The following is a 25463-nucleotide window of genomic DNA, read 5'->3' on the forward strand; positions in this document are numbered from 1 at the left end:
AATTCATCTAGCAATTCTTTGCGAATATTCATCGGTTTTTGTGTTAGTTATTGTGTGGCTAGATTATCTCTCTGCATACATCCCAGACTTTACACATTTCACTTTACACTCTCATGCTTTTCAAAAGTAGAGGTGCAAAGGTAATCAGATCGCTTTGTTGCCTATGGCTTTTGTGCATCTATTTCCCATGTCTCACATTTTTCTAGATAGCAACTATGAAAACTTATCCAACTAATTCTCTGAGAGTTCCCTATAGTCCCCACCGTAGTAACTTCCTTAGCCAAATCCAAAATCTTCAGATAGCCACATTGACGGCTTCAATTGTGGGAATCGTCATCACCTTTGCTTGCTCTAAAGGGATGTATCTCACGGCGCTACTAGCCTTGATTGGTTTGCTGATAGCCTTCCCAAAGGTATTGCTGATGCTCTATGGCAAATTCGAGCAAATGATTCGGCATTCCAAGTACAGTCCCGTTTTATTACTGGGCATCGCCATCGGCTTCCTGATAGGTTTGCTGTTGATTTTTACAGTGGAGCCAGCCCAAGCCCAGTTTTTTAATAAGACCCAGACATGGATGACGGGTGCAATTCCTGGTATCGATACAGGACTTGTTGCCCTGATTTTCAATGTGCTGCGAGCCTTGTTTGTGATCTATCTGGGAATTGGACTAGTAAAAGTAATTCAATCAGCTAGAAATGACGATGATTGGCAGCAAATGGCTAGAACACCGTTAATTCTGGTAGTGACCGTAACAATGGGCGACATTTTGGCAGGCATTATCACGGGTGCAACCTAAAACTATGGCAGAAGAGTACAAATTTCGTAAGGTCAATGCCATTTTGGGTGCAAGTCCGAAGATTGGACCATTTCCCACTGAGCTAATCATTCCTTGGTCAATCATCAGCTTTACCCTGTTCATGATTTGCTACGTGGTTCTGAATCTGCCTTGGTTATGGGTATTGCTGATTGTGGCTTGGGGTGATGCGACATGGTGGATCTTGACAGGTTCAAAACCCTATCGATTTTTATCAAAATTTATCCCTGTGCCGCGATGGACGCGAGGCGTTTATCAGTACAGGGGGATGCGTAAGCAGGAGGTAAGAAATTATGCAGAGCGTTAATCAAAAGCGATATAAGCACTTTGAAAAAGAGCTAGCCGTAGAATGTCTGCTCAAGTTTGAGCTACGCGGTCGTGCCGTCAGTTGCTTTGTCCTCAAGCAAGGGCAATCGTCATTAGAGTCATTGCAGTTTGTATTTGGCTGGGAGTCAAAGGGGATTCATACCACACTCTCAACAGAGCAGGAAGAATCGCTATTTGAGGCGATTCAATCAGGTTTAAAAGATATTCCTGATGGTGAAAAGCTGACTGTACATTTTGGTTCAGTTAGTTCTGACAGCGATCGCCAACAGCAACTCCAAGAACTTTACGAACAAGCGGATACGCCGCAACTAAAATTTTTGGTGATGGGTGAAAAGCAAAGGGTACAGGAGCTAGCCAAAGCAGGACTACGCAAACCAAAATTCCTGAGACTCTATGCCACCTATACTGTGCGTGGTTCCACGGCTGAAGGCAATGATGGTCTTGAAAAAGCACTGGCGTGGGTACAGAAGCTATCGCAGCAATTGATGGGTCAGGAAAAGCAAATTGAGCAGGAGCGTCATGAGATTGCTTTTGCTAAGGCTTTTACCGATGGCTTCTTGAACTGGGAGCAGATTCTCGTTAATCGCATGGGTCTAGACCTGCGCCCACTGACTGAGCATGAACTGTGGGAGCATCTCTGGCGGCAATTTAATAGCAGCACCCCACCTGCGATTCCGCAACTGCTGGTGATGTCCGAGCGGGGCGTGGAAGAGCGCGTCAATACCCAAGTGCATCTGAAAACACTATTGCTAGAACGTCCCGATTCTATTCCCTTTGCTGACAATGGGTTTGTCCACCTCAAAGGTGAATATATCGGTGTACTCACCTTCATGGATAAACCAGGCGGCTGGGCATCGAAGGGTAAGCAGATGCGCTATCTCTGGGAAGCGATCGCCCGCGACTCTGTGGCAAATACGGAAGTATTCTGTCAATTCACAAGGGCTAATGAAACGATTGTCAAAGCGAATATGCAGCGTGTGACCAAGCAGAGCATCGTCTCGCAAGAACAGTCTGCTTCCTTGAATAACATCAACGTTAATGCATCACTGAAACAGCAAAAAGCAGTCAAAGCTCAGGAAGCACTTTACGAAGGGGCGATGCCAATTAACGTGGCAGTGGCGGTATTGATTCGTCGTCCTAACTTAATTGCCCTTGATGATGCCTGTCGCTATTTTTGTAGTTGCTTTCAGCGACCTGCTTGGGTAGAGCGTGAGACGGAATATGCGTGGCTGATGTGGAAACAGACCTTACCTGTGACAGTGGGAAATCTGCTGGCTCAACCATTCCCCCGTCGTCATGTCTATCTATCTGATGAAGCAGTTGCCTTTACGGGTTGTGTGATGCCCAGATCGGTCGATGAAACTGGCTTTGAACTGATGACGGAAGAAGGCGGGATGCCTCTGTATATCGACGTGCGTAAGCATCGCAATATCGGTATTTTTGCCACCACCCGTGCGGGTAAGTCGGTATTAGTATCGGCGGTTTTATCCCAAGCCCTCTGCCATAATCAGCAAGTTGTGGCTCTAGACTTCCCTAAGCCCGATGGCACAAGTACGTTCACAGACTACACCCATTTCATCGGTGAACTGGGAGCCTATTTCGACATTAGTAAAGAGTCTTCAAACTTGCTCGAATTACCAGATCTGCGAGCCTTTGACTCCGAACAAGCAGAAGAACGGCTGCGGGATTTCAAATCCTTTGTGGAAACAGCCTTGATGACAATGGTATTTGGTGCAAGTCAGCATGACCTCTCCTCATCGGAAAGGCAACTGCGGCAATTGATCAGGGCTTTGTTAGTGCCTGTGGTTAATAGCTTCTTTGACGATCAGCAGATTAAAGCCCGATACGACAAGGCGATCACCGCTGGATTCGGTACAGAAGCATGGAGCAATATGCCCACTCTGTCGGACTTTCTTGATTACTTTTTAACGGTCGGTAAAGCGGATATTACATCTGATGTTGCCGATAGCGAACAGATCGATCAGGCCACTAATCAAATTGTGATTCAACTGCGATTTTGGCTTAATTCCAGAATTGGTCGCGCCATTTCCCGTCCATCCACCTTTCGCAGTGATGCCAGACTATTGGTGTTTGCCCTGCGAAACCTATCGGAAGCCGAAGATGCCGCGATTTTAGCTTTGTCGGCATATTCCGCCGCCCTGCGACGCGCTTTATCATCACCCGCCAGCATCCTGTTCATTGATGAAGCGCCAATTCTATTTGAATATCCGACGATCTCGGAAATGGTGGCGCGGCTCTGTGCCAATGGAGCTAAAGCAGGAATCAAGGTAATTATCTCGGCACAAGACCCTGACACGATCGCTAGATCTCCCTCCGCACCGAAGATCCTCCAAAACTTATCAACCAGATTAATTGGCCGTATCCAACCCTCGGCAGTAGATAGTTTTGTCAGCATCCTCAAATATCCCAGAGAGGTGATTGCCCAGAACGCGGAGGAGCGGTTCTTCCCGAAACGTGAGGCGATCTATTCGCAATGGTTACTAGATGACGCAGGCATTTATACATTCGTGCGGTTTTTCCCTAGCTATATCCAACTGGGCGTGGTGGCAAACAATCCCGATGAGCAAGAGGCTCGTACCGCTTACATGCTGGCGATGGCAGATCCCTACAAAGGGCTAGCTGCTTTTTCGCGCGAAATGGCAAGTGCTTTGAGAGATGGGCGCAAGCTGAAATTACCCGAACTGACTGCTTAATTCTTCTTCTCTAGAAACTTATTACACCGCCATGAATAAACCAAAAACTCGTCGGATCTCCGTCATCAGCATAGCAACCTGTTCCCTTCTGCTACTGAGTCCCCCCCCTGCAGATGCTGTGCAAGTACCATTGCCGTCCGAACTCACAGGATTAATCCAACAGGTCAACCAACTGATTACCTCGATTAACTCTGGGGACTTCTTAAAAGCTCAAATGGACAAGATATTGGGGCAGTACTTACCACAGGTACAAGCCGCCATTACTGAGTCGATTGGGCTACTGGGATTACCAGATCCTAGTAAAGCTAAAGCCGAAGTCCTTGCTCAAATCAAAGGAGCCTTTAACAGTGCGGGGCTAAATGACACCTTGCTCAATCAAGGGGTTGTTACCTCAGCAATTACGAATACCTCTATCCAAAATGTATTGGGCGAAGAGGGGCAAACAAGGCTGAAGAAAACCCTAGAAGATATGCTCGTCAATGCTCAGACTGTTGGACAGCTATCTTTGAACACGGAGACAGGTGCAGCCAATAGCAACGTGATCGCTGATGTCTCCCAACAAATTGCGGCTAACTCTGTCACTTTTGCTCAGAACTCATTGTCTCGTTCCCAACAGGTGGATGGATTGTCGCAGCAGGCACAAGCCGCCCTATCGACACAGGATGTCCTCAAGATTGTGGCGCAACAGAATGCGGGTAATTCGGCAATCCTTGCCAATATTGCTTCCCAGTTTGGCAACAATGCTAATCAGGTTGGTAATGTCGCTAATCAACTGGGGTTGCTATCTGAACAGAACTCACAGGTAGCCGAACAGAATAGCCAACGCGCTCAGATCGATGCTCAACAGTTAGCGCTGCAAGTACAACAAACCCAACAAGGAGCAACATCTCTTCTCAACCTTGACCAGATTAATGCATCACTCAAAGGCGATCGCCAAGATCGTCTAATCGAGCGTAACTCCACAGTTCAACAACGGATGCCTTATACCTTTCTAAGATAGCGAGATAAACCATGCTAATTGCTCAAGCGATCGTCAACAATTCCGAAGAGGTGTCGCTAGCGGTACAAGGTGCATGGCAAAACACTTGGGAACTAGCGTTCAATGGCACTCTCTACCAATCGCTCACCAATCTGGGATTAATCATTGCCGTGGCTTCACTATTGCTATGGACAATCCAATTTACTAAAAACCTGATTGATGACCAAAGCTATCGGCAGTTTGGCGAATTAATCTGGCCAATAATTGTAATTGTGCTGCTCACCAACGGTGGTCAAAACCTGATTGGACTCACCAATGGGATGCGAACAGTAATCAACAATGCCAATAACTCAGTCTTAGGCGCAATTACCTCAACCGCCCAATTAGAGAAAACCCTATCAGCCCTAGCTGATTTCTCAGTAACTCAAGAGCAAATTATTGCCTACCGTCAGCAGTGCAATGGACTCACTAAAAATGAAGAGATGCAGGTCTGCTTACAAGAGGTGAATACCAAAGCTCAATCTCTACTCAATAGTTACCAATCTAACTACGGTGCGGTTGCTGCGGCTCTGGTGGGTAAGTTGCAAAAACAAATTGAGAAGGCAAGTGAAAACCCTCTCGAAGCCGTTACCAATCTCTTCCCTGGCACAGTGATTTCAAGGTCAATCATGCTGGCGGCGATCGAGACTTTTATGGTAGCGATGCAGTCGGCGTTTCAGGCTTTGATTGAGGTCGGGTTTCTGCTTACAGGTCTACTCGGTCCTCTTGCGGTTGGTGCTTCTTTATTACCGATTGGGGCAAAGCCTCTCTATGCATGGATGACAGGATTCTGGTCATTAGGCATGGCAAAGCTAAGCTTGAACATTGTCACGGGGCTGGCGGCGACAGCGATCGCCGCATCCGCACAACTGGATACGCTCTCCATTGCCATTACCCTTGGCTTGCTTGCACCAATTCTGGCGCTATCCCTATCAGCAGGTGGTGGCATGGCAATATTTAGCGCCATCCTCTCGGCAGCAAGTGCCGCCGCATCCGCAGGTTTAAATATCGGTCTACGCATCTCTAGGTAATTCCCATGAACTCATATCCAAAGACAGAAGTGAATCCAGAACTAAGCTCAAAAACAGAGGAAACAGATGAAACTAATGCTTTCCATCGCTTTATTCCTACTGGTCTATCCCACAGTGGTAAAGCCAAAACTCCTAAAGATGTACTGGTGGTATCGATTTTGTTCGGCATACTTGGCTTATCGGCACTGAATAGCCTGGGACTGATGGCTCTGATTGGTGCATATACTTCCCTTGCTTCCCAGAAACCACCTACGCTCGTGCAGTTGTCAGACGGAAAAGCAATTACAGCGATCGCTAGTGACAATAAAACCAGATCTCCTGAAGTGGTAAAGCAGTTTGTCACTCAACAGGTGATGGCGCTGATGACATGGACAGGAGAATTACCTTCTGATGCTAGTCAAAATGGGCAGCCACTTCTAGATACTGGTGTGGAAGTTACGGCGGACAAGGGCTTGAAAAAGAAAATCACGACGACGGCATGGCAAGCCAGTTTTGCTTTTTCCGAAGACTTCCGTAAAGGATTACTCTCATCAATCGCGGAACTCACCCCAACAGAAGTATTTTCAGGTAGCAGCAAGGTAATTCTAGTACCGCAGACGATTACGGCTCCTGAAGAGATTGAGAAAGGGAAGTGGAAAGTTAATCTGGTGGCAAATCTAGTTACTTTCAGTCCCCTCAATCAAGTTGGTGAATCGGTTCCCTTTAACAAGGAAATTTTTATTCAGGCGATCGATGTCCCCAATCTTAAAGCCGATGTTTCACCGTTGGAACAAGCCATTTTCAAAGTTAAGTCCTCTGGGCTAGAAATCTATGCCATGCGGGATCTCACCAGAAATGATTTGAAATAACTTTTTCTATTTTTGTCGATACTTTAAGGAGTTGTGATGATTACCGAAGTCCAAGAACCACAATCAGTAAGCGTAACTGATGAAATTGACTTTGCTCGGTTAACTGGGTTTCAACCCAATGTCATAAATTTTTAAGATACTCTCTAAAAAACTACTGTGTCTCTTCCTCTAATTTGATATTGGAGAAATGTTCTTGCAGAGACTCATGGATAAAACGGTAACGTCCACGAACTCGCTGTAGTAAAAGAAGATCATAACAGTAGTCAAGAAAATGTGCATAGTTCCAAGGAATCAGATTGTTGAAGAAGAGAACAAGACGAAGAGATAGATGTTGTATGAAAACTCTGCCAATTAACGCAAAAGTGATTTGCGCTCCAATAGCTGCCATTGTAATAGGGTTAGGAATAAAAACTTGTGCTAAACCTTGTTCACGTATCATTCCCTCAAATGGTTCTATACCTATTAAAAAGCCCAAATATGCTCTAAACATCATAACGTTTTGTACGCCTATGCCTAGCAATGCACATAAAGATGACGCTAAAATCCAATTAAGCCCTGATTGTTTAATTCCTTGATTAGGAGATAGCTTTTCTTCTATCTCTAAAAATTTTAATTGAAAGGGAAATAGAAATATCGAAGACATAAGCCCTGTGCTTACAAAGACAATCACTACTCTTTCCCAACCAGCCATAAAGAATATTAAAATCAAACTAGCCCTTGATATTGGAAAAGAGTAATATAGCTTAAAGCCAAATGTAAAAGCATTTAGAATACTATTCCAAGAAAAATCTATTCTCTCTTTTATTCTGATTTCATGCCTCTCTATTACAGACCAAATAAATGTTGTTACTCCAATAATAATTAAAAGTATTTTATATCCTATATTTGAAAATTGACAAGCTGCAAAGCTAATAAGAAAAATAATCGCAAAGCTAAATAAACCTAAAAGCAAATTATAGCTTTGAATCTGTTCTCCAGAAAGAAGCCATGATGGTTGCATTTTCTCGATCAAAAACTCATTTTGGAATTCATTTTGAAGTCTTTGTGCTAAAAAAGATAGCCATTTTTGAGTTTTATCGGAGTTGTATTTTCTGTATGAAAGATTTTTTAAATCTCTTTTTAGCATCCTTTTTATGTAAGTATCCCATAGTAAAGATCGGCGAGATTCCAATGAAGCTGCTTTATGCCACTCTTCTATTGATAGCTCTTCATAGGATAGAACTGTGATATTTAGCATTAGAGGCTTACGAACGAGATCTAATAATGCTTCATCTTCCTTAAAAACTTGCCAAAGCTCTATCTTTTTTTGGGAATCAAGATAATCTTGAATTTTAGAATCTGTTAGATCATTTATATATACTGCACCATTTAATTCCAGCTTTTTCGAGAAGGTTTCATATTCTTCGTTTCTACTACACACCACTAGGTACTGTGGGCGAAACTCACTCTGTAAAAAATTGTTAATTGCTTGAACACATATCCCTTGTTGGTCTGGCTTCAATTCGTCTAAAGAATCTAAAATTAGTAGAAGCTTTTTCTCGTCAATTAGTTTTTGGGCAATATCTTCTCGAACTCTACGTTTAGTCGAGGAGGATAATTCTACTACTAGCCATTCTCGTAAGCTTGGATATACGTTACTCCATGAAGTTAGATCGAAGAGAACTGGTATTGGAAACTCTTGATCTGATTCCGCCTTCTGGATAAGACTCAGAGATAGCTCTAATGTCATTGTCGTCTTACCAGAACCAGGTTCACCAAGTATGAGCAGATTGCCTTGGATTTCAGGTCTTTCAAAAACGCTCAACATACTTGTACCTATAGGTAAATTCTCGCTTGACAACTTCCCTATTTTGATGTCTTTATCCCAAGGGCTTTTTACCTTCTCTGGCTGTAATTGCAAATCTAAAGATATGGCATTATTGTGCAATGACTGGCTTAATCGCGCCATAATCTCTTGCTTAACTGAACTAATCAGTTCATTTTGAATATTTTGACTTCTAATTTGTGGGATGTTTTGCTTTGTTGGATTCTCACCCGACGACTGTAGTCAGAAGTTAAATGTATTTCCAATAATAGTATTGTTTCCACCCTTAACGTTAATTCCTTTCCAATTCTCAATTATTGTTGATGATGTGACTTGAAAATTAGGTGTATTTATTTCTTGTTCAACTTCCTTCGCAATTGTTTCGTTAGATTCGATAAGCTCCCGCATCTCTTGGAGCAACTTTTTCATGTCTTGATCATTTTTGGAAACCGTCTCAATATCTATATACGCTTGACCATAATCCAAAGGTTGTTGATTGGCATTTTGAATCGCAATTGCAGTACTAGGTGATTTTTTCTGAATCTCATCTAACAAATGCTTTGACTTAACAATAAAAGTAACAAAAGAATCAGTGACATTCTCACCAACTTTAGTCAGCGCTCCTGATGTTACTAAACCTGCGATCGCCATCAGAATAGTTAAAGGATCCATTGATTTTTTCTAGGAGTAATGATCGTGTCAAGACAATCGCATTTATTATATTTATCCGAATAATATCATTTTCAAATTCAAATGAATTACGCAGATACACCATCTGTAATCTAATACACTCAAACAAAAATGTATATGTTTTTTTAAGAAATTTTGGCATTACACACTTGAAGAACGAAAGAAATATGACAAAGTTACTAAGAAAGGGTTTCATCACTGTGAATTAGTCGAATTATACTTTCAGTATCAATGCCAATTCGTGATGCTGCGGATGTGGATATGGCGCGACAGGTAGCGATCGTGCTGAATCGCAACTTCAAATCAGGCGGTAAAGGTAATGAAGATCCCTTTTTTACTAACAGTGGCGACCAGCTAATTCAAGCAGTGTTGCTGCTTGCCAAGACAACTCCCTATCCTGATATTATTTTCTGTGCCAAAGCATTAGGTGCGAATAATCTGCCTGCCAGAGTCCAGAATGCGAACTTACCAACTTGGGTGGAAACTAGCTTTGGGCAGTTGATTTCGATGGCGGATTCTGAGAAAACTGTTGCTTCTGTAATCTCGACTGCGAGTATTCTCTTTAGTCGGTTTATGTCCCCTGATATCCTCAGTGTGTTCTGTGGCAAGACAACGATTCCTTTGCAGTTGAAAGGCAAGCAATTGTTAATTATCGGCATGAAGCGGGAAAAGCAGGATGTGGTTGCACCGTTGTTGGCGACAGTTTTACATATGATTGTCACCCGTAATGTGGTGTCCACTAAACGCGAAGATCCCCTACTAGTGGCGATCGATGAGTTACCAACTTTATATTTGCCGAGCCTTGTCCAATGGCTGAATGTTCATCGTGAGGATGGACTGTCCTGTATGTTGGGTTTCCAGAATCTCGTGCAGCTCGAAGAAACCTATGGCAAGGAAGTATCAAGAGCGATCTTTGGTGGCTGTGCGACTAAGGCAATTTTCAATCCCCTTGAGCCTGAATCAGCGAAGATTTTCTCTGACTACCTCGGTGATGAGCATTTGAAGTACAAATCTAAATCCCGTAGTTCAGGTGGCGGTAGGACTAGCACTAGTACATCGGATCAGGAACGTACACGCAAACTATTTGCCCCAGAAGATTTTCTCAAATTACCGCAAGGTAATTGTATTCTCATCTCCCCAGGATATAGCTCTAAGAAGGAAGCTAATGTGCCTCGGCGTTGCCATATCAGAATCCCCAAAGTCGATGCAGAGAGGGCAGATAAGAGCAAGTCCAAATGGGAGTCCCTAAAAGTTAGGTTGGCTAAAGCTGGTAGTCAAGTACCAATTACGGATGCGGCGATCGCTTCCCGTAAAGATTACTTTCAAGAGCATTTTCCTTTACCTGCGAAAGATGCTCCTAATGCACCCAAGTCCACTGTCCCTGCTTGGGCTGAAGGTTTATAGAGGTAAATTATGGTTTTTATGCAGTCATCGGAAGCATCTCAGGCTAATGCTCAGCAATTGGCGATCGCTCAAACTACGATTGAAGCTTTGGCGGAACTACTAAGCCGATTGCTATCCAAACAAGAAGAGCTATTGCATAATCCTGATGGCAATAAACAACAGCTTGATGCTCCATCATCGGGATTCAGTGATGCAGAGTGGGATCGGGTATCTCAGCAATGGGATCAGGACATCATGGATGATTGGTGGCGCAGATATCAGGCTGCTCCAGATCGCTCGGCTAATTCTGAAACTTCACAGGCTTTGACTGTTCCCTTAAGTAATCCTCGCGATAAAGGTGAACCTGATTTTGCGATGTTACCAAACTCGCCCATTCAGCCATCGCCTTTATCTGGTAGTAATCTATCGCCGCTTTCGCAATCATCGCAGTCGCCATTGTCATCTCCTGTTGAACAGAATTATATCGATGTAGATTGGCGAGAACTCCCGAAAATAGAGTTGGCAGGGTTACTGCATCGTGATTTAGATGGAGATGGGATTACTGATGTGGATGAACTGCGGATGGGACTCAATCCTCGCAGCATTGATACCGATGGCGATGGTATCAGTGATTATGATGAGTTGGGACGTTCTAATCCTCTATCGTTTGATGACTTCAGACAACAGGTGATGGCGGCGGTGTCGGTTGCCCTAGTTGCAAAATTGGGTGTCGATGGCAAGTATGAGGCAGAAAATTATCGCATTCAATCTCAGGACAATTTCTATGAGATTTCTAATCTTGATGGTGAGGCGATCGCTAAGTTTGAATTGCAAAGCGATCGGGCTGTATTTATTGAGGATCGGACAACCGTTGACCAACAGATTGACTTTACTAAAACTGCGTTTAGAACAACGACTGTGGATATTGCTAGTTTGACTCAAAATCAGGGTTATCTCACGGCAGTAGATAAACTGGGAGATCTAGCTCCAGCGGGGGCTAGGGGTGTGGTGGTCGTGGAAAATGTCCTTAATGAAACTGGTCAAGAGTCTTTCAATGGTGAATATTACAATTTCCAAAGGAATCAGGATGGTGATTTTGCCATTGTCAATAACCATACTGGCGAAGATATTTTGCAGACTATGCAAGGTCAAATCTCTCTTAATGCCATGACTCCAACTGATTTAAACAACTTCCAGCAAGCATTTCAACGCATGAATTTGCCTCAGCCCATGCTAGAGCAATCTAGTCCAGATTTAGAGCGTTAGGTAAAGGCAATGATTACTGCGAACCCAGAGCTTGATATCGCTCAGTTCATGGCTGTATTTAACCAAGTTGTGGAACTGCATAGCGCCCATATTTTAGCGATCGCTGAACGAGAAATGTCTTCCACTAATATTAAGGATTTAACGATGATCGATAAAGATGATGTATTTGATGAAGAGTGGCAACCATCTCAGGTGCGGAACAAAGGTAGCGATCCTAATTCGGGTGCTGCTGACGCTCAACAGGTAAATACTGTTACTCAAGAACAGAACCAAAGCAATTATGCAATGCAAATTCAAAATCTGGCTCTGTCAATGTTTGATGGTTTGAGTAATCTGCGTAAGGATAATTCCGAGAGTAAATCTGAAGATGTTGCAACTGCTGCTATTCCTAGTTCTGTCAACCCAATTACCGATGCAGAGCGAGATTTGAAACTGGCGCGTGATTGTCGCGAATTACTACAGGCAAAAGGCAGAGATGATGGTAATAATCTTATCTTTGAACGTCCTGATGGCAAGGGGAATTACAAGTTCAATCTCGAAAAAGACTCGGATACAATGACTTTAAAGGCAAAAGATCGTCCTGTTAATCCGATCCTTGTGGAGTCGCAGGGGAAAGTCTTAGAATCCCATGTTACCAATCTTGATGCTGCAAATATTGCTAGGGCTGTGGAGATGTTAAACGTACAACAATCTAAACCTATTGAAAATCATAAGTAAGTCTGTTTGGTGGTAAAGTTTACACAGGTACAAAAACATGAAAAAGCTGTTACTCGTTGAATCTCCATCTAAGTGCAAAACCATCCAAGCAATCCTCGGTAGTGAATGGCAAGTGGAAGCTTCCTTTGGTCACTTTACAGAACTAGCTAAAGATGGTGAAGATAGCTTGGGCTTTACCATGCACAAAGATACCAACAAAATTGAATGTCGCTACCAATTGACGGAAGGTAAGGGACAACAGGTAGTCGCTAAACTTCGGGCTGCTGTAAAGAATGCTTCAGAAGTTGTGCTTGCTACTGATGGCGATCGCGAGGGTGAGGGGATTGCTTGGCATTTACAACAGCAACTCAATTTGCGTAATCCCAAACGTGCTGTCTATAACCAGATTACGCCTACGGCAGTTAAAGCCGCGATCGCCAATGCTCATCAGTTAGATTTAAACCTGATTTCAGCGCAACGCGCTAGACAATGTTTGGATCGGTTGATTGGGTTTAAGGTTTCGCCCCTTGTGCGTCGTACCAGTGGCGGTAGCTCGGCAGGTCGGGTGCAGTCGGTGGCGCTGCACATCGTCTGTCAGCGTGAACGAGAGATTACTGCTTTTGTGCCGATTACTTACTGGTCGGTATGGACTGAATATGCTGAAGGCTTCACGGCTTTCTATGCGGGGAGTAGTGAGATTGAGCCTGTGCTTGAAGATCAGGATGTCACCGACGATGCGGCGGAAGTAAATGCAGAATCCACGGTTGAGTCAAAAAGGGTATTGTCGGAAGCAGAAGCGACAAGAAGTATTCAAGTGGCCCGTAATCATCCTCACATCGTTCGCGAAGCTACGGGTGTCACTGCTCAAAAATCGCCGTTGCCGCCTTTTATTACCAGTTCGCTCCAGCAAGCTGCTTCTGTAAGACTAGGGCTATCGCCTGAAGAGACAATGAAAGTGGCTCAGGAGTTGTTTGAGGGTGTCGATTTGCCTCAAGGTCGGAAGGGTTTGATTACCTATCACCGTACTGATAGCACCAGTCTTGCTCCTGAGTTTTGTGCTGAGGTGAAGGAATGGCTATCAAAACACGATCCTGATAATGTCCCTAAGAAGACTACTAGCCATCGCGAACAGGCTAATGCTCAATCCGCCCATGAAGCGATTCGTCCTACCTATTTGAGTATTACTCCGAAAACGGTTAGAGATCATCTCAGTGCCAAACAGCATCAACTGTATGAGTTGATCTGGCGTAGAGCCGTTGCTTCTCAATGTGCTAATGCTTTGATTCAGAAAAGTCGGGTGATTATTCAAGCTGGTTCGACGCTTTGGCAGACTAGGGGCAGTATTCTTACCTTTGCGGGTTATACGCGCTATTGAAATGATTTGAGTAAGGATAAACATATTCCTGCGTTAACGAGTGGTCAGACTTTGGCTTTGGCGAATGCTGGTTTTACGCAGAAACAAACTCAACCTCCTGCTAGGTATAGCGAGGCGAAGTTAGTGCAGGTACTAGAGCGTCAGGGTGTGGGTAGACCGAGTACGTTTGCGGCGATCGTTAAAACGCTTAAGGATAGAACCTATGTGTTGCTGAAGGGTAAGGTTCTCGAACCTACGGCTTTGGGAATGTCTACGGATGATGTGCTGCATAAAACTTTTCCCGATCTGCTCAGAGCCGATTTTACCGCAGGGATGGAGACGACTTTGGACGAAATCTCGGTGGGTAAGTTGGAGTGGCAAAGCTATTTGATTGGTTGGCATCAGTCTTATTTTCAGCCAATGCTGGCGCGGGCTTATACGAATCTTGGTGCGGATTTACAGCCAAGTGGTCGTAAAAATGAGCTTTCGGATGTGGCTTGTCCTGCTTGTAATCATCCTCTCAGTAAGATTCCTTCTAAGAAGGTGAGTGGTGGGCATTTTCTCAAGTGTGAGCATGGCTGTGAGAATCTGGTGATGTTTTGGAGCGATCGCCGTAATCAGTGGGAAATTCCTCAAGCTAAGAGTGAGAATGCAGTGACGGCGGAGGTGACTAGTTTTGCTTGTCCCGTCTGTGGTAAGCCTTTGGCTAAGTTTCCCTATGCGAAGGATGGTGTGGATAAGGTGATGTTGAAGTGTGCGGATGTTCAGGCGCGACAACGCAAGGATCATGCGGATGTGGTCTTTTTCTGGTCTTCTCAGGAGAAGTGGTGGTCAAAGAAGTTTGGTGATTTGGATGAGGCGGCGAAGCCGAATTTGAGTAAAGTTTCAACTGGGAAAGAAAAGAAAGCTGGTCAGGGGAAGCAGAAGCGATCGAGTAAAGTGGCTAAGCCTAGACCGAAAAAGTTGTCTTGATAAGCATAGAGATTCGTTAGGGTTATACTGTATTTAATCAATCAAAATTTATTGTTGTCTATGAGGCAATTGCTGCGCCCAATCGTCAACTATAATGAGTTTAATGAAATTCAAGAGGGTATGGTAATGAGTACTCCAGTTTTAGAAGCCGATCTTACTGTTAGCTCGGTAGTAAAATCAGCAGTAAATGTGTTTGTAAAAAGTGAAGCTAATGGCAAGGTTAGTGCGATGGTCTTGGGATTACCAGAATATCGCGTAGAAAGTGGCGATCGACAATCTGCTTTGGCTGATTTACAAAAGCTAGTTACAGCGAAATTTATAGGCGCTGAGGTCGTTTCATTAGAAATCGAAATCCCTCAACCTGAAAATCCTTGGCTTCGTTTTGCAGGGATTTTTAAGGATGATCAGTCTTTTGATCGAATGCAAGAAGATATATCTGAGTACCGTCGAGAAAAAGATGCTGAGTTAGAGAAATACTATCATCAAATTGAGATGGAAGAATCTAAGGAACAGGTTCTATGACTTTTTGGATTCTTGACACCGATCATATATCTTTGTATCAGCGAGGAGATCTCAATGTCATTAAACGCTTGGGTTCGGCTAATTCCAAGAATCTAGCGGCTACGGTTATTTCGCTTGAGGAACAAATGTATGGAAGACTCAGTGAAATTAAGAAAGCTAATTCTGCTATCTCTTTGATAACTGCTTATTCGAGATTAGAAATCACTCTCGACTATTTCAAAAGTATCCAAGTTTTGCCATTTGACAAAAATGCTCATACATCTTTTGAGAGTTTGATACGTCAAAAGTTGCGAGTTGGAACTCAAGATTTACGCATTGCGGCGATCGCTCTGTCTGTGAATGGAATAGTCGTAACTCGCAATCAAAAGGATTTTGTTAAAGTGCCAAATCTACAAGTTGAAAATTGGGCACTTTAACAAGTAAGAATAGAAACGCGATCACCATTTCATTCCATAAACCAACGATCGCAACTCATCTCAAATCAAACAACGATCACCAATTTCCTCAGCCATTCTAAATGTTCAAAGCGATCGCCATCTCATTCCAAAAACCAACGCTCATAACTCACCTCAAATCAAACAACGATCGCCTATTTCCTCAGATACACTAAATGCTTAAAGCGATCGCCATCTCACTCCACAAACCAATGATCGCAACTCACCTCAAATCAAACAATGATCGCCTACTTCTGTCAAACATGCTAAATGTTCAAAGCGATCGCCCTTTCATTGCACAAACTAGCGATCGCAACTCATCCCAAATCAAACAACGATCGCCTATTTTCTCAGACACCCTAAATGTTCAAAGAGGTCGTCCTCTCATTCCCAAAAGCAATGATCGCAACTTATCTCAAATCAAATAGCGATAGCCGATTTTGTCAGTACTCCAAATGTTTAAAACATAACTAATCGGGAATAAATATTTTATTGGATTTAGGACATTTTTAAAGGCTTGATTAGCAGAGATTTCAGTTATTCTCGATTAAGTTTATTGTATTGGAAGGTTTTAGTAGTTCTTCCTTTAATTTTGATAAAGCACGTCTTCCTGACTGGCGCATCTTATCTTCACTAATAGATTTAGATTCTTCGGAGCTTATAACAGTAGCAATTTGTTTCCAAGAAAGTTGATCTATGAGCCTTAAGTAAAGAATGCGCTGACTTCTTTGGGATAGGTTATTCCAAGCTTTACGTAAATCAGTTTTATAGATGCTAATCGGATGACCCTTTATCAAGATTTCACTTTCCATATTTTGATAATCCTTATAAGGAATACTAGATAACAAAGTGTTATCTAGTTCAGTGATTTCATGGGAATCTTTCTGTTTGATCATTTTTCTAACAATATTTAAACTAGTGGATTTTATCCAAGCTTCTGGATTAACGATAGGATTAATAACAATTTGCGCCAGAAGATATGCTTCTTGTAAAATATCAAACATTAAAGATGTGGATAGTCCATGTTGAATTAAAATGCGCCTGATGAATTTATTGATCGCGTAATTGTAATTACCGTTTTCAAGTGCATAGCAAACAATATCCTCTACAGTAATTGAATTTGTATGTTTGTTTTCTTTGTTAACGAGAAATGGATTTACTTTAGTTGCGATATTTTGAGAGGAAGACAAACTTTCTCTTATATGTATTTTTTCTAAATTTACAAACCTGATTGTCACTCCCCAACTATTTACCAAAGATATTTTTATCTTACCTTCCCTCTCTTCTTTTACAGCTTTGATTAAAAACTTTGCATTCCCATAAGTCCCTCCAAACCGATGTAACACGATCGCAGGTTCACCAACAGATGTAACTGTAAAGAGATTCCCAGCATTTACCATGCAATAAATCAGATACTCTTCCTCCTTATATTGCCACTCAAAACCAGACTCAGGTATCTGCAAATCGATTTCCATCAGATATGTCTTGCCGATCTCCGCCTCCTTGGGGTAGCTAATCACAGGCTGAATCGATAGCGGTAAAGTATCAGTCATCGGTCTGTCCTCCTGATGGCGTAAGTCGGAGTACGGTCATTGGATTCCCGTAATAGACATACATAAAAGTGTATATGAAAGCTAATAGATTGTCTTGAGTTTGCTCTGCTGCTAGATCTGCTACCACCCTAGCGCGAATATCTCGTAACAAAGCCGCTACAGATAAACTTGGTGAATCCATACAAGATTGCATAAGATCCCTCGCGATCTCTGCGGCATACTTATCTCCCACACCTCCTAAAGTACCGATCACGCCTCTAGCCCCTTTCCTCAAAAAAAGCTCAACAAACCCAAGCCGATAACCACTAGGGATACAACTATGCTTTTGATAACGTCCAGAATGACAAGTATTGATAAACACAATTCCCTCTGACTTCTTCAGAAGATTAAGCGCACATCGATTCAAATCTCTAAGCTTGAGTTGTTGTTGTAGATCTTGCAGCGAACCGATCGCAATCTCTCGATGATTCTCACTAAATGTTCCATGACCAGCAATATAAATCAACCCAAAACCAAGATCGTCCCGTTGTAAATGGCTATGAAACTTTGTAATGTTATTGTAGGTTGTTGCATTCAGCTTCTTTAGAATCGATAACTCTACACCCACATTCAGTTCTTTGTGATTGGTATAGGCGATCGCCTTTCCAAAACACTCATCAGCCTTAATTTCCAAAACCAACTCGTCATCACCCTTAATCACCTGTTGCCAGCGTACAGTTGTTACCAAAGCTCCTAAATATTCTGAATCCGACTCATCAGGCGAAAGCTCCAACATTTCCCAAGGAATTTCAAAAGTCGTTTGGTCAGAAATAACTAGACATAGCTGGTGATCGAACTTCTTGCGTAATTGCTTCAGCCATTTGCGAATCTTGATATTAACGCGAGAAAAATGATTCATATCATCGCAAATATCTTCTGGACTTAACTTTTCTTGTACTGATTCACCCAAAGAAAGTTTTGGCTTTTTCTGAGATTCCGTCAAAGGCAAAGAAATTTCAGCATTTCCCCCAATCAATCGATAGCAATTATCTCCTTCCGCTTGAATGTACAGAATTGCAACCTCTTTCGGAGGCTTTTCGGTTATATAAACCTTGCTATGTGGAAATATTTCCGCTTCGGTTACTTTAGCTTTAGCAATAACTGATGCGATAGAAGCCTCAGCCATAACTGAACTAAGTTCACTATTATCTAACTTGGGTAATTTGACTTGTTTGGGCATCACACCAAAGAATATGCTTTGAATGAATGATTTCTTGGGTTCAGGCATTATTCCACCTCCACCAATTCCCTCTCTGGAATCACCAACACCCCAGCCCCCAACTTCTTAGCCAATTGCAAGGGCAAATCAGCATAAATCTTCGGTTGCGGATTGAGTAAATAAGCCTTTACCCCATCCAACTCTCCAATCTGCGCTGCCACCTGCAAAGCATCCTCAATCCCCCCCTGCTTCACAGGTAAAAACGCCCCAATATCCCCCACCCGACTTGCCTCTAACGGCACATTCCCCCTTCCATCCGTAATCACCACCAACACAGCCTGCTTCACCTTACTCCGCCCATGTTGCAAAGCATGACGCAAAGTTTGCAAAGCCAACTCCAAACCATGCGCCAACGGCGTAGCCTTTCCCCTTCCAGACTCCAAACCAGAATTAATACACGGCACAAGCACATTCTGAGCCTCAATTCGCATCGCTCGTAACTCATGCTTCGCATCCGCAACCCCTACCTGTATCAAACAAATACAAGCCCGTTCCACATACGCCCAAGTCAAATAGGGCAGCAAAGACTCTTGCCAATTGCGATCGCGCAAACAAGTGTAGTCCAACACCATCATCAACATTTGCTCAGCAACAGGAGCGCGACGATAACTCCGTAAATCCGTTGGCAAGATCGCCAAACCATTACTTCCGTTGGCTGATTCTTGACGAATACGCTGAAATTTCGCCGCCTCCAATATCGTACTCACCCAAGCAATATCACGAGCATCCGTAGCCCTCTTGACCCCGATCGCCACACCCCGTGCCGCATTTGCCGTCCTAAAACGTTGCATCGGCAACCGTAACGAACCCGCCTCTCGTTCTATCGGTGCAGTATCTTCTGGATATGGCTTTGTCGAATTACCAATATTGTCAAGGGCAAACGACTCCGAATCTTCCGCATTGATTGTGTCTGATTTATATACAAGTTCTTTAACCTCATTCGTTCCAAAATCACGCGATGCATTATCCAACCTTCTATCAAAATCAAAATTAGATAGAGAATCTGGAATTGACGTAGGTTTAGATTCAGTTCGGTTCCTCTCAGTTGATGATGAACTAGGACGCGATCGCAAAGGCTGCAATCCCATCACCTGAGCCGCATGATCCACATGATCGATCGCTACCTCCGTTACCCCATCCAACCGCGCTAAAGAGATCGACAATCTTGCCAAAGCTAAATCGCGACGAGGACTATAGCGATCCGAAACCGTCACATATTCCAAAACGCGATCGCCAGCCTCCACCGTCAGCCTAGCTCTGACACCCACTGCCGCCCGTATTTGAGCAATCAGCCCATCAGGTAATGCAACAGAATGCTCCAAATCTTCCGAATTTTGATCGCTACTCAGCCAATCCAACAAGCGCGTTACTTTTGCCGCATCCGTTTCTAAAGTTGGCGCGATCCCACTCCGCAATCGCAAAGCCAAGCGATCGAGCAAATGGGTTGACACCATCCCCACTTGTTGACTATCACAACCCACTAACCAACACAAATTCGGTTGCCAAGACTGCTGCTGTCCATAGCGCTCTAAATGTCCCACATCCGCAGACATCAGCATCACACAAGCCCTAGTCGCCGCCAAACTCAAGCGCGTCAAATCGGGAATCACAACTAAGCGCAAATCACGATCTCGATTTACCAATAAGCCCGACTGCCACTCAAACGGAAATCCATCAGAGTTAGCATGAAGCCCTAAATTACCCCACAGATCGTCCTCAGAAGCGATCGCCCCCAAGGTCACTTTTTCAACTTTTTGGCTTGTTACCACTTCCAACATTTTCGCGATCGCCTCAGCCGCAAACTGCAAGGTTGCGCGATCAGCATCAAATACCAACACACTTCGCAGACTCGGCGCGATCGCAGCACAAGCCAACCCACGTATCAGAGGATCATCCAAGAAATTCGTTTCCCTACTTTCAGAATCAGCCATCCTTTTAAAACTGTTTATAAACCTAGAACTGAGGCAACTTTTTCACTATCCGCGCTAGTCCAAGTCACATCATTACCCTGAGACACTTCAGGACGACGATGTTGCAACGCCATTTCTGCTACTGCCCAGACATGATTCTGTGTCGCTCGTTTTGCCCCCTTTAACGCAGCATAAGCACGAGCAGCCAAAGCCAACACATAGTCTCCACGATTACCTTGCACCTCAAAGGCTTTAGTCAAGTTCACACAGCTTTCTACTACATTATTAGGTAAAGCTACCTCATAAAATATGCTTTTCGCCTCTAACAGATCTTGCTTGTAAGCCTCATCTTCTGCCTTAGCATTTTTAAGAAGGTAAGGTAAAGCGACATCTGGATGATCGCGCAACTCAGACCAGACCTCATCAAATGCCAATACCGTATTTAAAATCTCGCGCCGTTGATCTAACTCTGTTTCTGTAGTTACACCAACCATCAACCCAAAGCGATCGAGCAACTGAGGACGCAAACCACCTTCTTCTGGGTTCATTGTTCCCACTAACGTAAAAGCTAAAGATACTTCTTCGCTTTTCCCCTCACGCTGGATCACCAATACACCCGTTGATGTAACATCCAAAATAATATTGACAATGTGATCGTCCAGTAAATTCACTTCATCAACATAAAGCAATCCTTTGCGATCGGCTTCCACCAGCAAACCATCTTGCCAATCTGGTTTACCCTTCATCAACTCATCAATTTTCCAACCACCCACTACCCGATCTTCCGTAGCATTGATCGGCAAGGTCACAGGCAATTGCCCACGCATCATCTGTGCAAAAGCTCTCACCGCCGTTGACTTACCCGTACCGCGTTGACCACTGATCAACACACCACCAATACGCGGCGCGATATAAGCCAGTTCCAAGGCAAGCTTTAAATCCTTCTGACCCACAATCCGCGTGTAAGGCAGAACCTGAATAATTGGTGACTGACTCATGGCTTCTTATTTGATGTCCATTTCATTGTGACTTCTAACTGCGCTCCCGCACTCACCTTAGCAATTACAGCACCCATCTCAGAGTCCAGCTTAATCGCTAACTTTAACTCAAACTCATCAGGGCGGCTTGCCTCATTAATCGACTTGATCCCCGATACCGCCTTCACCGCACAGCTACGCACCAACTGCATCGCATCACCAAACGTATCAACTACTGCCTCCACAGCCTTATTCGCAACATCTCCACTCCGTAGATCATCGTAGGGACTCGCTGCCGCAGGAAGTTGATCCACCTCAACATAAATGGCGATATCTTCACCGTCAATAGTTTCTGTTTTCTTAATTACTGGCATAAAGACCTCAAAAATTTTGATCAGATTTTACTCGATAAATACCGTACAAATAACAACCATAAAAACGAGTATTAGGTCTGCAAAAATTTAGAGATCTCCCATACCCTTAACCAAGAATATGAGTCAGCATAATATACTTAATCAATCCGTATCCATAGATTATGTATCAATGCATTAACTACCCCTACGATTACCTTACCAAGTCTTGATTTTGATTTTGCGATCAAGCTTCTCTATGAAGGGATTGTATTTTAACTAGAATGGATAACCCTTAATCCAAACCCATGACCTTCACAGCAGTCCTTGAAAATATCGCCCGATCGCCTATCGCCACAAAAATAGGCGACAAGCTCAAAACAGCCAAAAGCATATCTCTATCAGGACTATCCCGCTTAGGCAAGGGACTGATTAGCACCCACCTATGCCAACAACAAGCCAAACCATTACTCATCGTCACCGCCACCGTCGAAGAAGCAACCCGATGGGCTTTACAACTCCAGTCCATGTCATGGCGCGTCTATCTATATCAACCCCTTGATACATTTCCCTACGAATCAGCCCAAATCGATTTAGAAACCGCTTGGACAAGGATGGAGATATTAGGGGAATTACTTGCCAAACCACAGCATAACTTAGCGATCGCTACCACCATTAACGCGCTACAGCCCCATCTACCATCCACGCAAGTCTTCCAAAAACATAGCATCTATCTCAATATCGGCGATTCGCAATCGGTTAAATTACTTGCCGAGGCTCTGGCAAGATTGGGATATGCAGAAGTCAAAGAAGTTAAGGAATCAAAACAATGGAGTCGCAAAGGATTTAGTTTTGAAGTGTTTCCAGTTAATCGAAATCTACCAGTGCGCCTAAGCTGCAATCGTGGCACTGTCGAGAAAATCAGAGAATTTGACCCCGCTAATCCCAAAAGCTTCACTGACCTGTCTAGCATCGCGATCGCCCCTGTCGATTTGCATGAGTTTAACTCATCTCACAAAGCTACATTACTGCATTACTTACCCAAAAACTTTATTGTCGCCATTGATGAACCCGAACAATGTCAGAGCTATGGCGATCGCTGGTACGAAGCTGCGGAAGAACTTTATCAAAATCAATCGAAAGGTGATATCTCAAAACTACATTGGGACTTTGCTAGGTGCATGACTGAGGCGAAGAAGTTTCAAATGCTTCAGCTTACCGAGCAGCCACTTAAACCTAAAGCCAATATTTTTGATTTTGCCAGTTCTTCTATTCCCATAGTTCCCCATCAGTTTGACCAGATTGCATCGCTCATCCGTGAATATCTCAACTCGGAATATCAAGTCACGCTGATTTCGGCGCAACCTCTGCGCGTGGCAACTTTACTCAAGGAGTATGATTGCATTGCTAACTTTGTCAGTAATCCTGATGATTTACAGTCAATTGCGCGGATTCAGAAAGCTGGTAAGCCTGTGATTTTGAAATATTCGGGACTGATGGAGATGCAAGGCTTTGTTTTGCCTAGTTGCAAGTTGGCGCTTTTGACCGATCGCGAGTTATTCGGACAGCAATTATTAGCCTCACCAACCTTTGTGCATCCCTCACGGATGAATGCGGCTGAATCAGTTAATCATGACGAGCTAAATGTTGGTGATTATGTCGTGCATTGTAAGTATGGGATTGGCAAATTTACGCGCTTCGAAACCATTGAAGTGAAGGGCGAAAAGCAACCGCATTACATCGTTGAATTTGCTGATGGTAAGACTGCTGTGGCGATAGCGCCAGAAAATGAGAAGATTCTCTCCCGCTATCGCAGTGCTTCTAATAAACCCCCTAAGTTAAGCAGCATCGCCAACACAAAGACGTGGGATAACGCTCTCAGCAAGTGCCAAAAGGAGATTTACAAGTTAGCGAGAGATTTACTGCAACTCTATGTCCGTCGCGCTAATTTAGTTGGCTATGCTTTTCCACCTGATACCGATTGGCAACAGGAGATGGAGGATTCTTTTCCCTATCAACTCACTCCCGATCAGGTCAAAGCTGTTCAAGATGTCAAGCAAGACATGGAAAGCGATCGCCCAATGGATCGCTTAGTTTGTGGTGATGTCGGCTTTGGTAAAACGGAGGTGGCAGTGAGGGCAATTTTTAAGGCGGTTTGTGCGGGTAAACAAGTGGCTCTGTTAGCTCCGACGACGATTTTGGCGCAACAGCATTTCCATACGCTCCAAACTCGGTTTGCGGCTTATCCTTTTGTTGTGGATATTGTTAATCGATTTCGCCCTGTCAAGGAGCGCAAGCAGGTTTTACAACAGGTTGCGGATGGTAAAGTTCAAGTCATAGTCGGTACACATCAACTTTTATCGAAGGATGTTGAGTTTCATGATTTGGGTTTACTGGTGATTGATGAAGAACAACGCTTTGGCACTTTGCAGAAGGAGAAAATCAAGGCGATGAAGGGGGATGTGGATTTATTGACTTTGAGTGCTACACCGATTCCACGTACTCTCTATGCGGCGCTTTCTGGGGTGCGGGAAATGAGTGTGATTGCCACTCCTCCTCCCTCAAGGCGATCGATTCAAACCCATTTGTCTGCCTATGATGCATCACTTGTGAAAACAGCAATTCGTCATGAGTTAGACCGTAGTGGTCAAGTGTTTTATGTTGTGCCGCGCATTGAAGGGATTGAGGCGATCGCTGTCTCTTTGCAAACAATGTTACCGAATGTGAGATTAGCGATCGCCCATGGACAGATGCAGGAGTCAGAGTTAGAGACGGCGATGGTTGCTTTTAATAACAATGAGGCAGATATTCTCCTCTGTACCACGATTATTGAGTCGGGTTTGGATATTCCGCGTGTGAATACGATTGTGATTGAGGATGCTCATAAGTTAGGTTTGGCGCAACTGTATCAATTGCGTGGTCGGGTTGGTCGGGCGGGGATTCAGGCTCATGCTTATTTGCTGTATCCACCTAACCTTGAGTTGACGGATTCAGCTAAGAAGAGATTGGATGCGATTCAGGAGTTTAGTCAGCTTGGTTCGGGTTATCAACTTGCCATGCGTGATATGGAGATTCGTGGTTTGGGGGATTTGTTGGGTGAGGAGCAGTCGGGTCAGGCGGATGTGATTGGCTTTGCGCTCTATATGGATTTGCTTCAGGAATATATCAATGAGTTACGCGGGAAGATTTTGCCTGAAGTTGCGGATACTGAGCTTCAGTTGCCGCGTTTGGTTGCTTTTATTCCTGATACTTACATAGAGAACAAGGAGACGAAGATTAATGCTTATTTGACTTTGGCAAAGGTAAAGTCAAAGGAGGAGATTCTCAAGTTGGCTGCGGTTTGGGAGGGTCTGTATGGGGCTTTGCCTGAAGAAACTCAGGTGTTACTAAGGGTTATGGAATTGAAGCTGGTGGCGCGGAAGGTTGGGGTGTTTCGCATTTATGCTTCAGAGGATGGGCGCGATCTGATTCTGGACTCGAAACTGACGGATTCGCTTTGGGAGTTGCTTCATGCAAAGATTCCGATTGAGTTCTATTATCG

20 protein-coding genes and 1 pseudogene are annotated in these 25463 nt (G+C 43.8%); 14 read left to right on the top strand and 7 right to left on the bottom strand.

Annotated features, from left to right (window positions below):
• The first annotated feature begins 215 nt into the window (after window positions 1-215).
• Genes H6F42_RS20910 through H6F42_RS20935 form a run of 6 tightly spaced genes read left to right on the top strand, consistent with a single transcriptional unit; the run spans window position 216 to window position 6753 of the window.
• On the top strand, window positions 216-797 hold the full coding sequence (locus H6F42_RS20910; protein WP_190401318.1) for a hypothetical protein: 582 nt from the start codon (window positions 216-218) through the stop codon (window positions 795-797).
• 4 nt (window positions 798-801) lie between these two features.
• Entirely contained in the window at window positions 802-1122 is a 321-nt protein-coding gene (locus H6F42_RS20915) for a hypothetical protein (RefSeq protein WP_190401319.1), read from the top strand.
• Window positions 1109-3856: a hypothetical protein gene (locus H6F42_RS20920; protein WP_190401320.1), complete on the top strand. Its 2748-nt coding sequence runs from the start codon at window positions 1109-1111 to the stop codon at window positions 3854-3856. Before H6F42_RS20915 ends, H6F42_RS20920 begins: the two co-directional genes overlap by 14 nt.
• 31 nt (window positions 3857-3887) lie before the next feature.
• On the top strand, window positions 3888-4856 hold the full coding sequence (locus tag H6F42_RS20925; RefSeq protein WP_190401321.1) for a hypothetical protein: 969 nt from the start codon (window positions 3888-3890) through the stop codon (window positions 4854-4856).
• A gap of 11 nt (window positions 4857-4867) precedes the next feature.
• Window positions 4868-5905 carry a hypothetical protein gene (locus H6F42_RS20930; RefSeq protein WP_190401322.1) on the top strand — a complete coding sequence of 346 codons (1038 nt, stop codon included), beginning with the start codon at window positions 4868-4870 and terminating at the stop codon, window positions 5903-5905.
• 5 nt (window positions 5906-5910) lie between these two features.
• Complete coding sequence (locus H6F42_RS20935) at window positions 5911-6753, top strand: hypothetical protein (protein WP_190401323.1); 843 nt, start codon at window positions 5911-5913, stop codon at window positions 6751-6753.
• A gap of 151 nt (window positions 6754-6904) precedes the next feature.
• Here H6F42_RS20935 and H6F42_RS20940 read toward each other — a convergent pair whose 3' ends face one another.
• Together H6F42_RS20940 and H6F42_RS20945 are read right to left on the bottom strand one after the other, a co-directional pair.
• Window positions 6905-8701, bottom strand: a complete 1797-nt coding sequence (locus tag H6F42_RS20940) for an NACHT domain-containing protein (protein WP_190401324.1) — start codon at window positions 8699-8701, stop codon at window positions 6905-6907.
• A 99-nt stretch (window positions 8702-8800) separates the two neighbouring features.
• Window positions 8801-9229, bottom strand: coding sequence for a hypothetical protein (locus tag H6F42_RS20945; protein WP_190401325.1), 429 nt, complete (start codon window positions 9227-9229; stop codon window positions 8801-8803).
• A 249-nt stretch (window positions 9230-9478) separates the two neighbouring features.
• Between H6F42_RS20945 and H6F42_RS20950 the strand changes: the two genes are divergently transcribed.
• The 7 genes and pseudogenes from H6F42_RS20950 to H6F42_RS20980 all read left to right on the top strand — a co-directional run bounded on the left by H6F42_RS20950 (window position 9479) and on the right by H6F42_RS20980 (window position 16302).
• Window positions 9479-10651: a TraM recognition domain-containing protein gene (locus H6F42_RS20950; protein WP_242018554.1), complete on the top strand. Its 1173-nt coding sequence runs from the start codon at window positions 9479-9481 to the stop codon at window positions 10649-10651.
• Between the two features lie 18 nt (window positions 10652-10669).
• Window positions 10670-11896, top strand: a complete 1227-nt coding sequence (locus tag H6F42_RS21715) for a hypothetical protein (protein WP_199289230.1) — start codon at window positions 10670-10672, stop codon at window positions 11894-11896.
• Window positions 11897-11905: 9 nt separating this feature from the next.
• Window positions 11906-12613 (top strand): hypothetical protein, encoded by a 708-nt coding sequence (locus tag H6F42_RS20960; protein ID WP_190401326.1) that lies wholly within the window; start codon window positions 11906-11908, stop codon window positions 12611-12613.
• A gap of 37 nt (window positions 12614-12650) precedes the next feature.
• Window positions 12651-14918, top strand: a pseudogene (gene topA / locus H6F42_RS20965) (type I DNA topoisomerase).
• 126 nt (window positions 14919-15044) lie between these two features.
• Window positions 15045-15440 carry a type II toxin-antitoxin system HicB family antitoxin gene (locus tag H6F42_RS20970; protein ID WP_190401327.1) on the top strand — a complete coding sequence of 132 codons (396 nt, stop codon included), beginning with the start codon at window positions 15045-15047 and terminating at the stop codon, window positions 15438-15440.
• Window positions 15437-15856 (top strand): type II toxin-antitoxin system VapC family toxin, encoded by a 420-nt coding sequence (locus H6F42_RS20975; RefSeq protein ID WP_190401328.1) that lies wholly within the window; start codon window positions 15437-15439, stop codon window positions 15854-15856. Before H6F42_RS20970 ends, H6F42_RS20975 begins: the two co-directional genes overlap by 4 nt.
• 194 nt (window positions 15857-16050) lie before the next feature.
• A complete protein-coding gene (locus H6F42_RS20980; protein ID WP_190401329.1) occupies window positions 16051-16302 on the top strand; it encodes a hypothetical protein in 252 nt (83 codons plus the stop codon).
• Window positions 16303-16407: 105 nt separating this feature from the next.
• Here the strand turns inward: H6F42_RS20980 and H6F42_RS20985 are convergent, their stop codons facing one another.
• From H6F42_RS20985 to H6F42_RS21005, 5 genes are read right to left on the bottom strand one after another with little or no spacing between them, the layout of a single operon-like run.
• On the bottom strand, window positions 16408-17427 hold the full coding sequence (locus tag H6F42_RS20985; protein ID WP_190401330.1) for a sigma-70 family RNA polymerase sigma factor: 1020 nt from the start codon (window positions 17425-17427) through the stop codon (window positions 16408-16410).
• Entirely contained in the window at window positions 17420-18694 is a 1275-nt protein-coding gene (locus H6F42_RS20990; RefSeq protein WP_190401331.1) for a CHAT domain-containing protein, read from the bottom strand. Before H6F42_RS20990 ends, H6F42_RS20985 begins: the two co-directional genes overlap by 8 nt.
• The gene (locus H6F42_RS20995) at window positions 18694-20616 is read right to left on the bottom strand and encodes a hypothetical protein (RefSeq protein ID WP_190401332.1); all 1923 of its coding nucleotides are present in this window, start codon (window positions 20614-20616) and stop codon (window positions 18694-18696) included. Before H6F42_RS20995 ends, H6F42_RS20990 begins: the two co-directional genes overlap by 1 nt.
• A 14-nt stretch (window positions 20617-20630) precedes the next feature.
• Entirely contained in the window at window positions 20631-21593 is a 963-nt protein-coding gene (locus tag H6F42_RS21000; protein ID WP_190401333.1) for an AAA family ATPase, read from the bottom strand.
• Window positions 21590-21946, bottom strand: a complete 357-nt coding sequence (locus tag H6F42_RS21005) for a CU044_2847 family protein (RefSeq protein ID WP_190401334.1) — start codon at window positions 21944-21946, stop codon at window positions 21590-21592. The genes H6F42_RS21000 and H6F42_RS21005 overlap by 4 nt, the downstream gene beginning before the upstream one ends.
• A gap of 284 nt (window positions 21947-22230) precedes the next feature.
• On the opposite strand from H6F42_RS21005, the gene mfd reads away from it, so the two are divergent.
• The coding region (gene mfd, locus H6F42_RS21010) for a transcription-repair coupling factor (RefSeq protein ID WP_190401335.1) at window positions 22231-25463 on the top strand (3233 nt) is incomplete at its 3' end.

Source organism: Pseudanabaena sp. FACHB-1998 (genome assembly GCF_014696355.1).
Classification (GTDB): Bacteria; Cyanobacteriota; Cyanobacteriia; order Pseudanabaenales; family Pseudanabaenaceae; genus Pseudanabaena.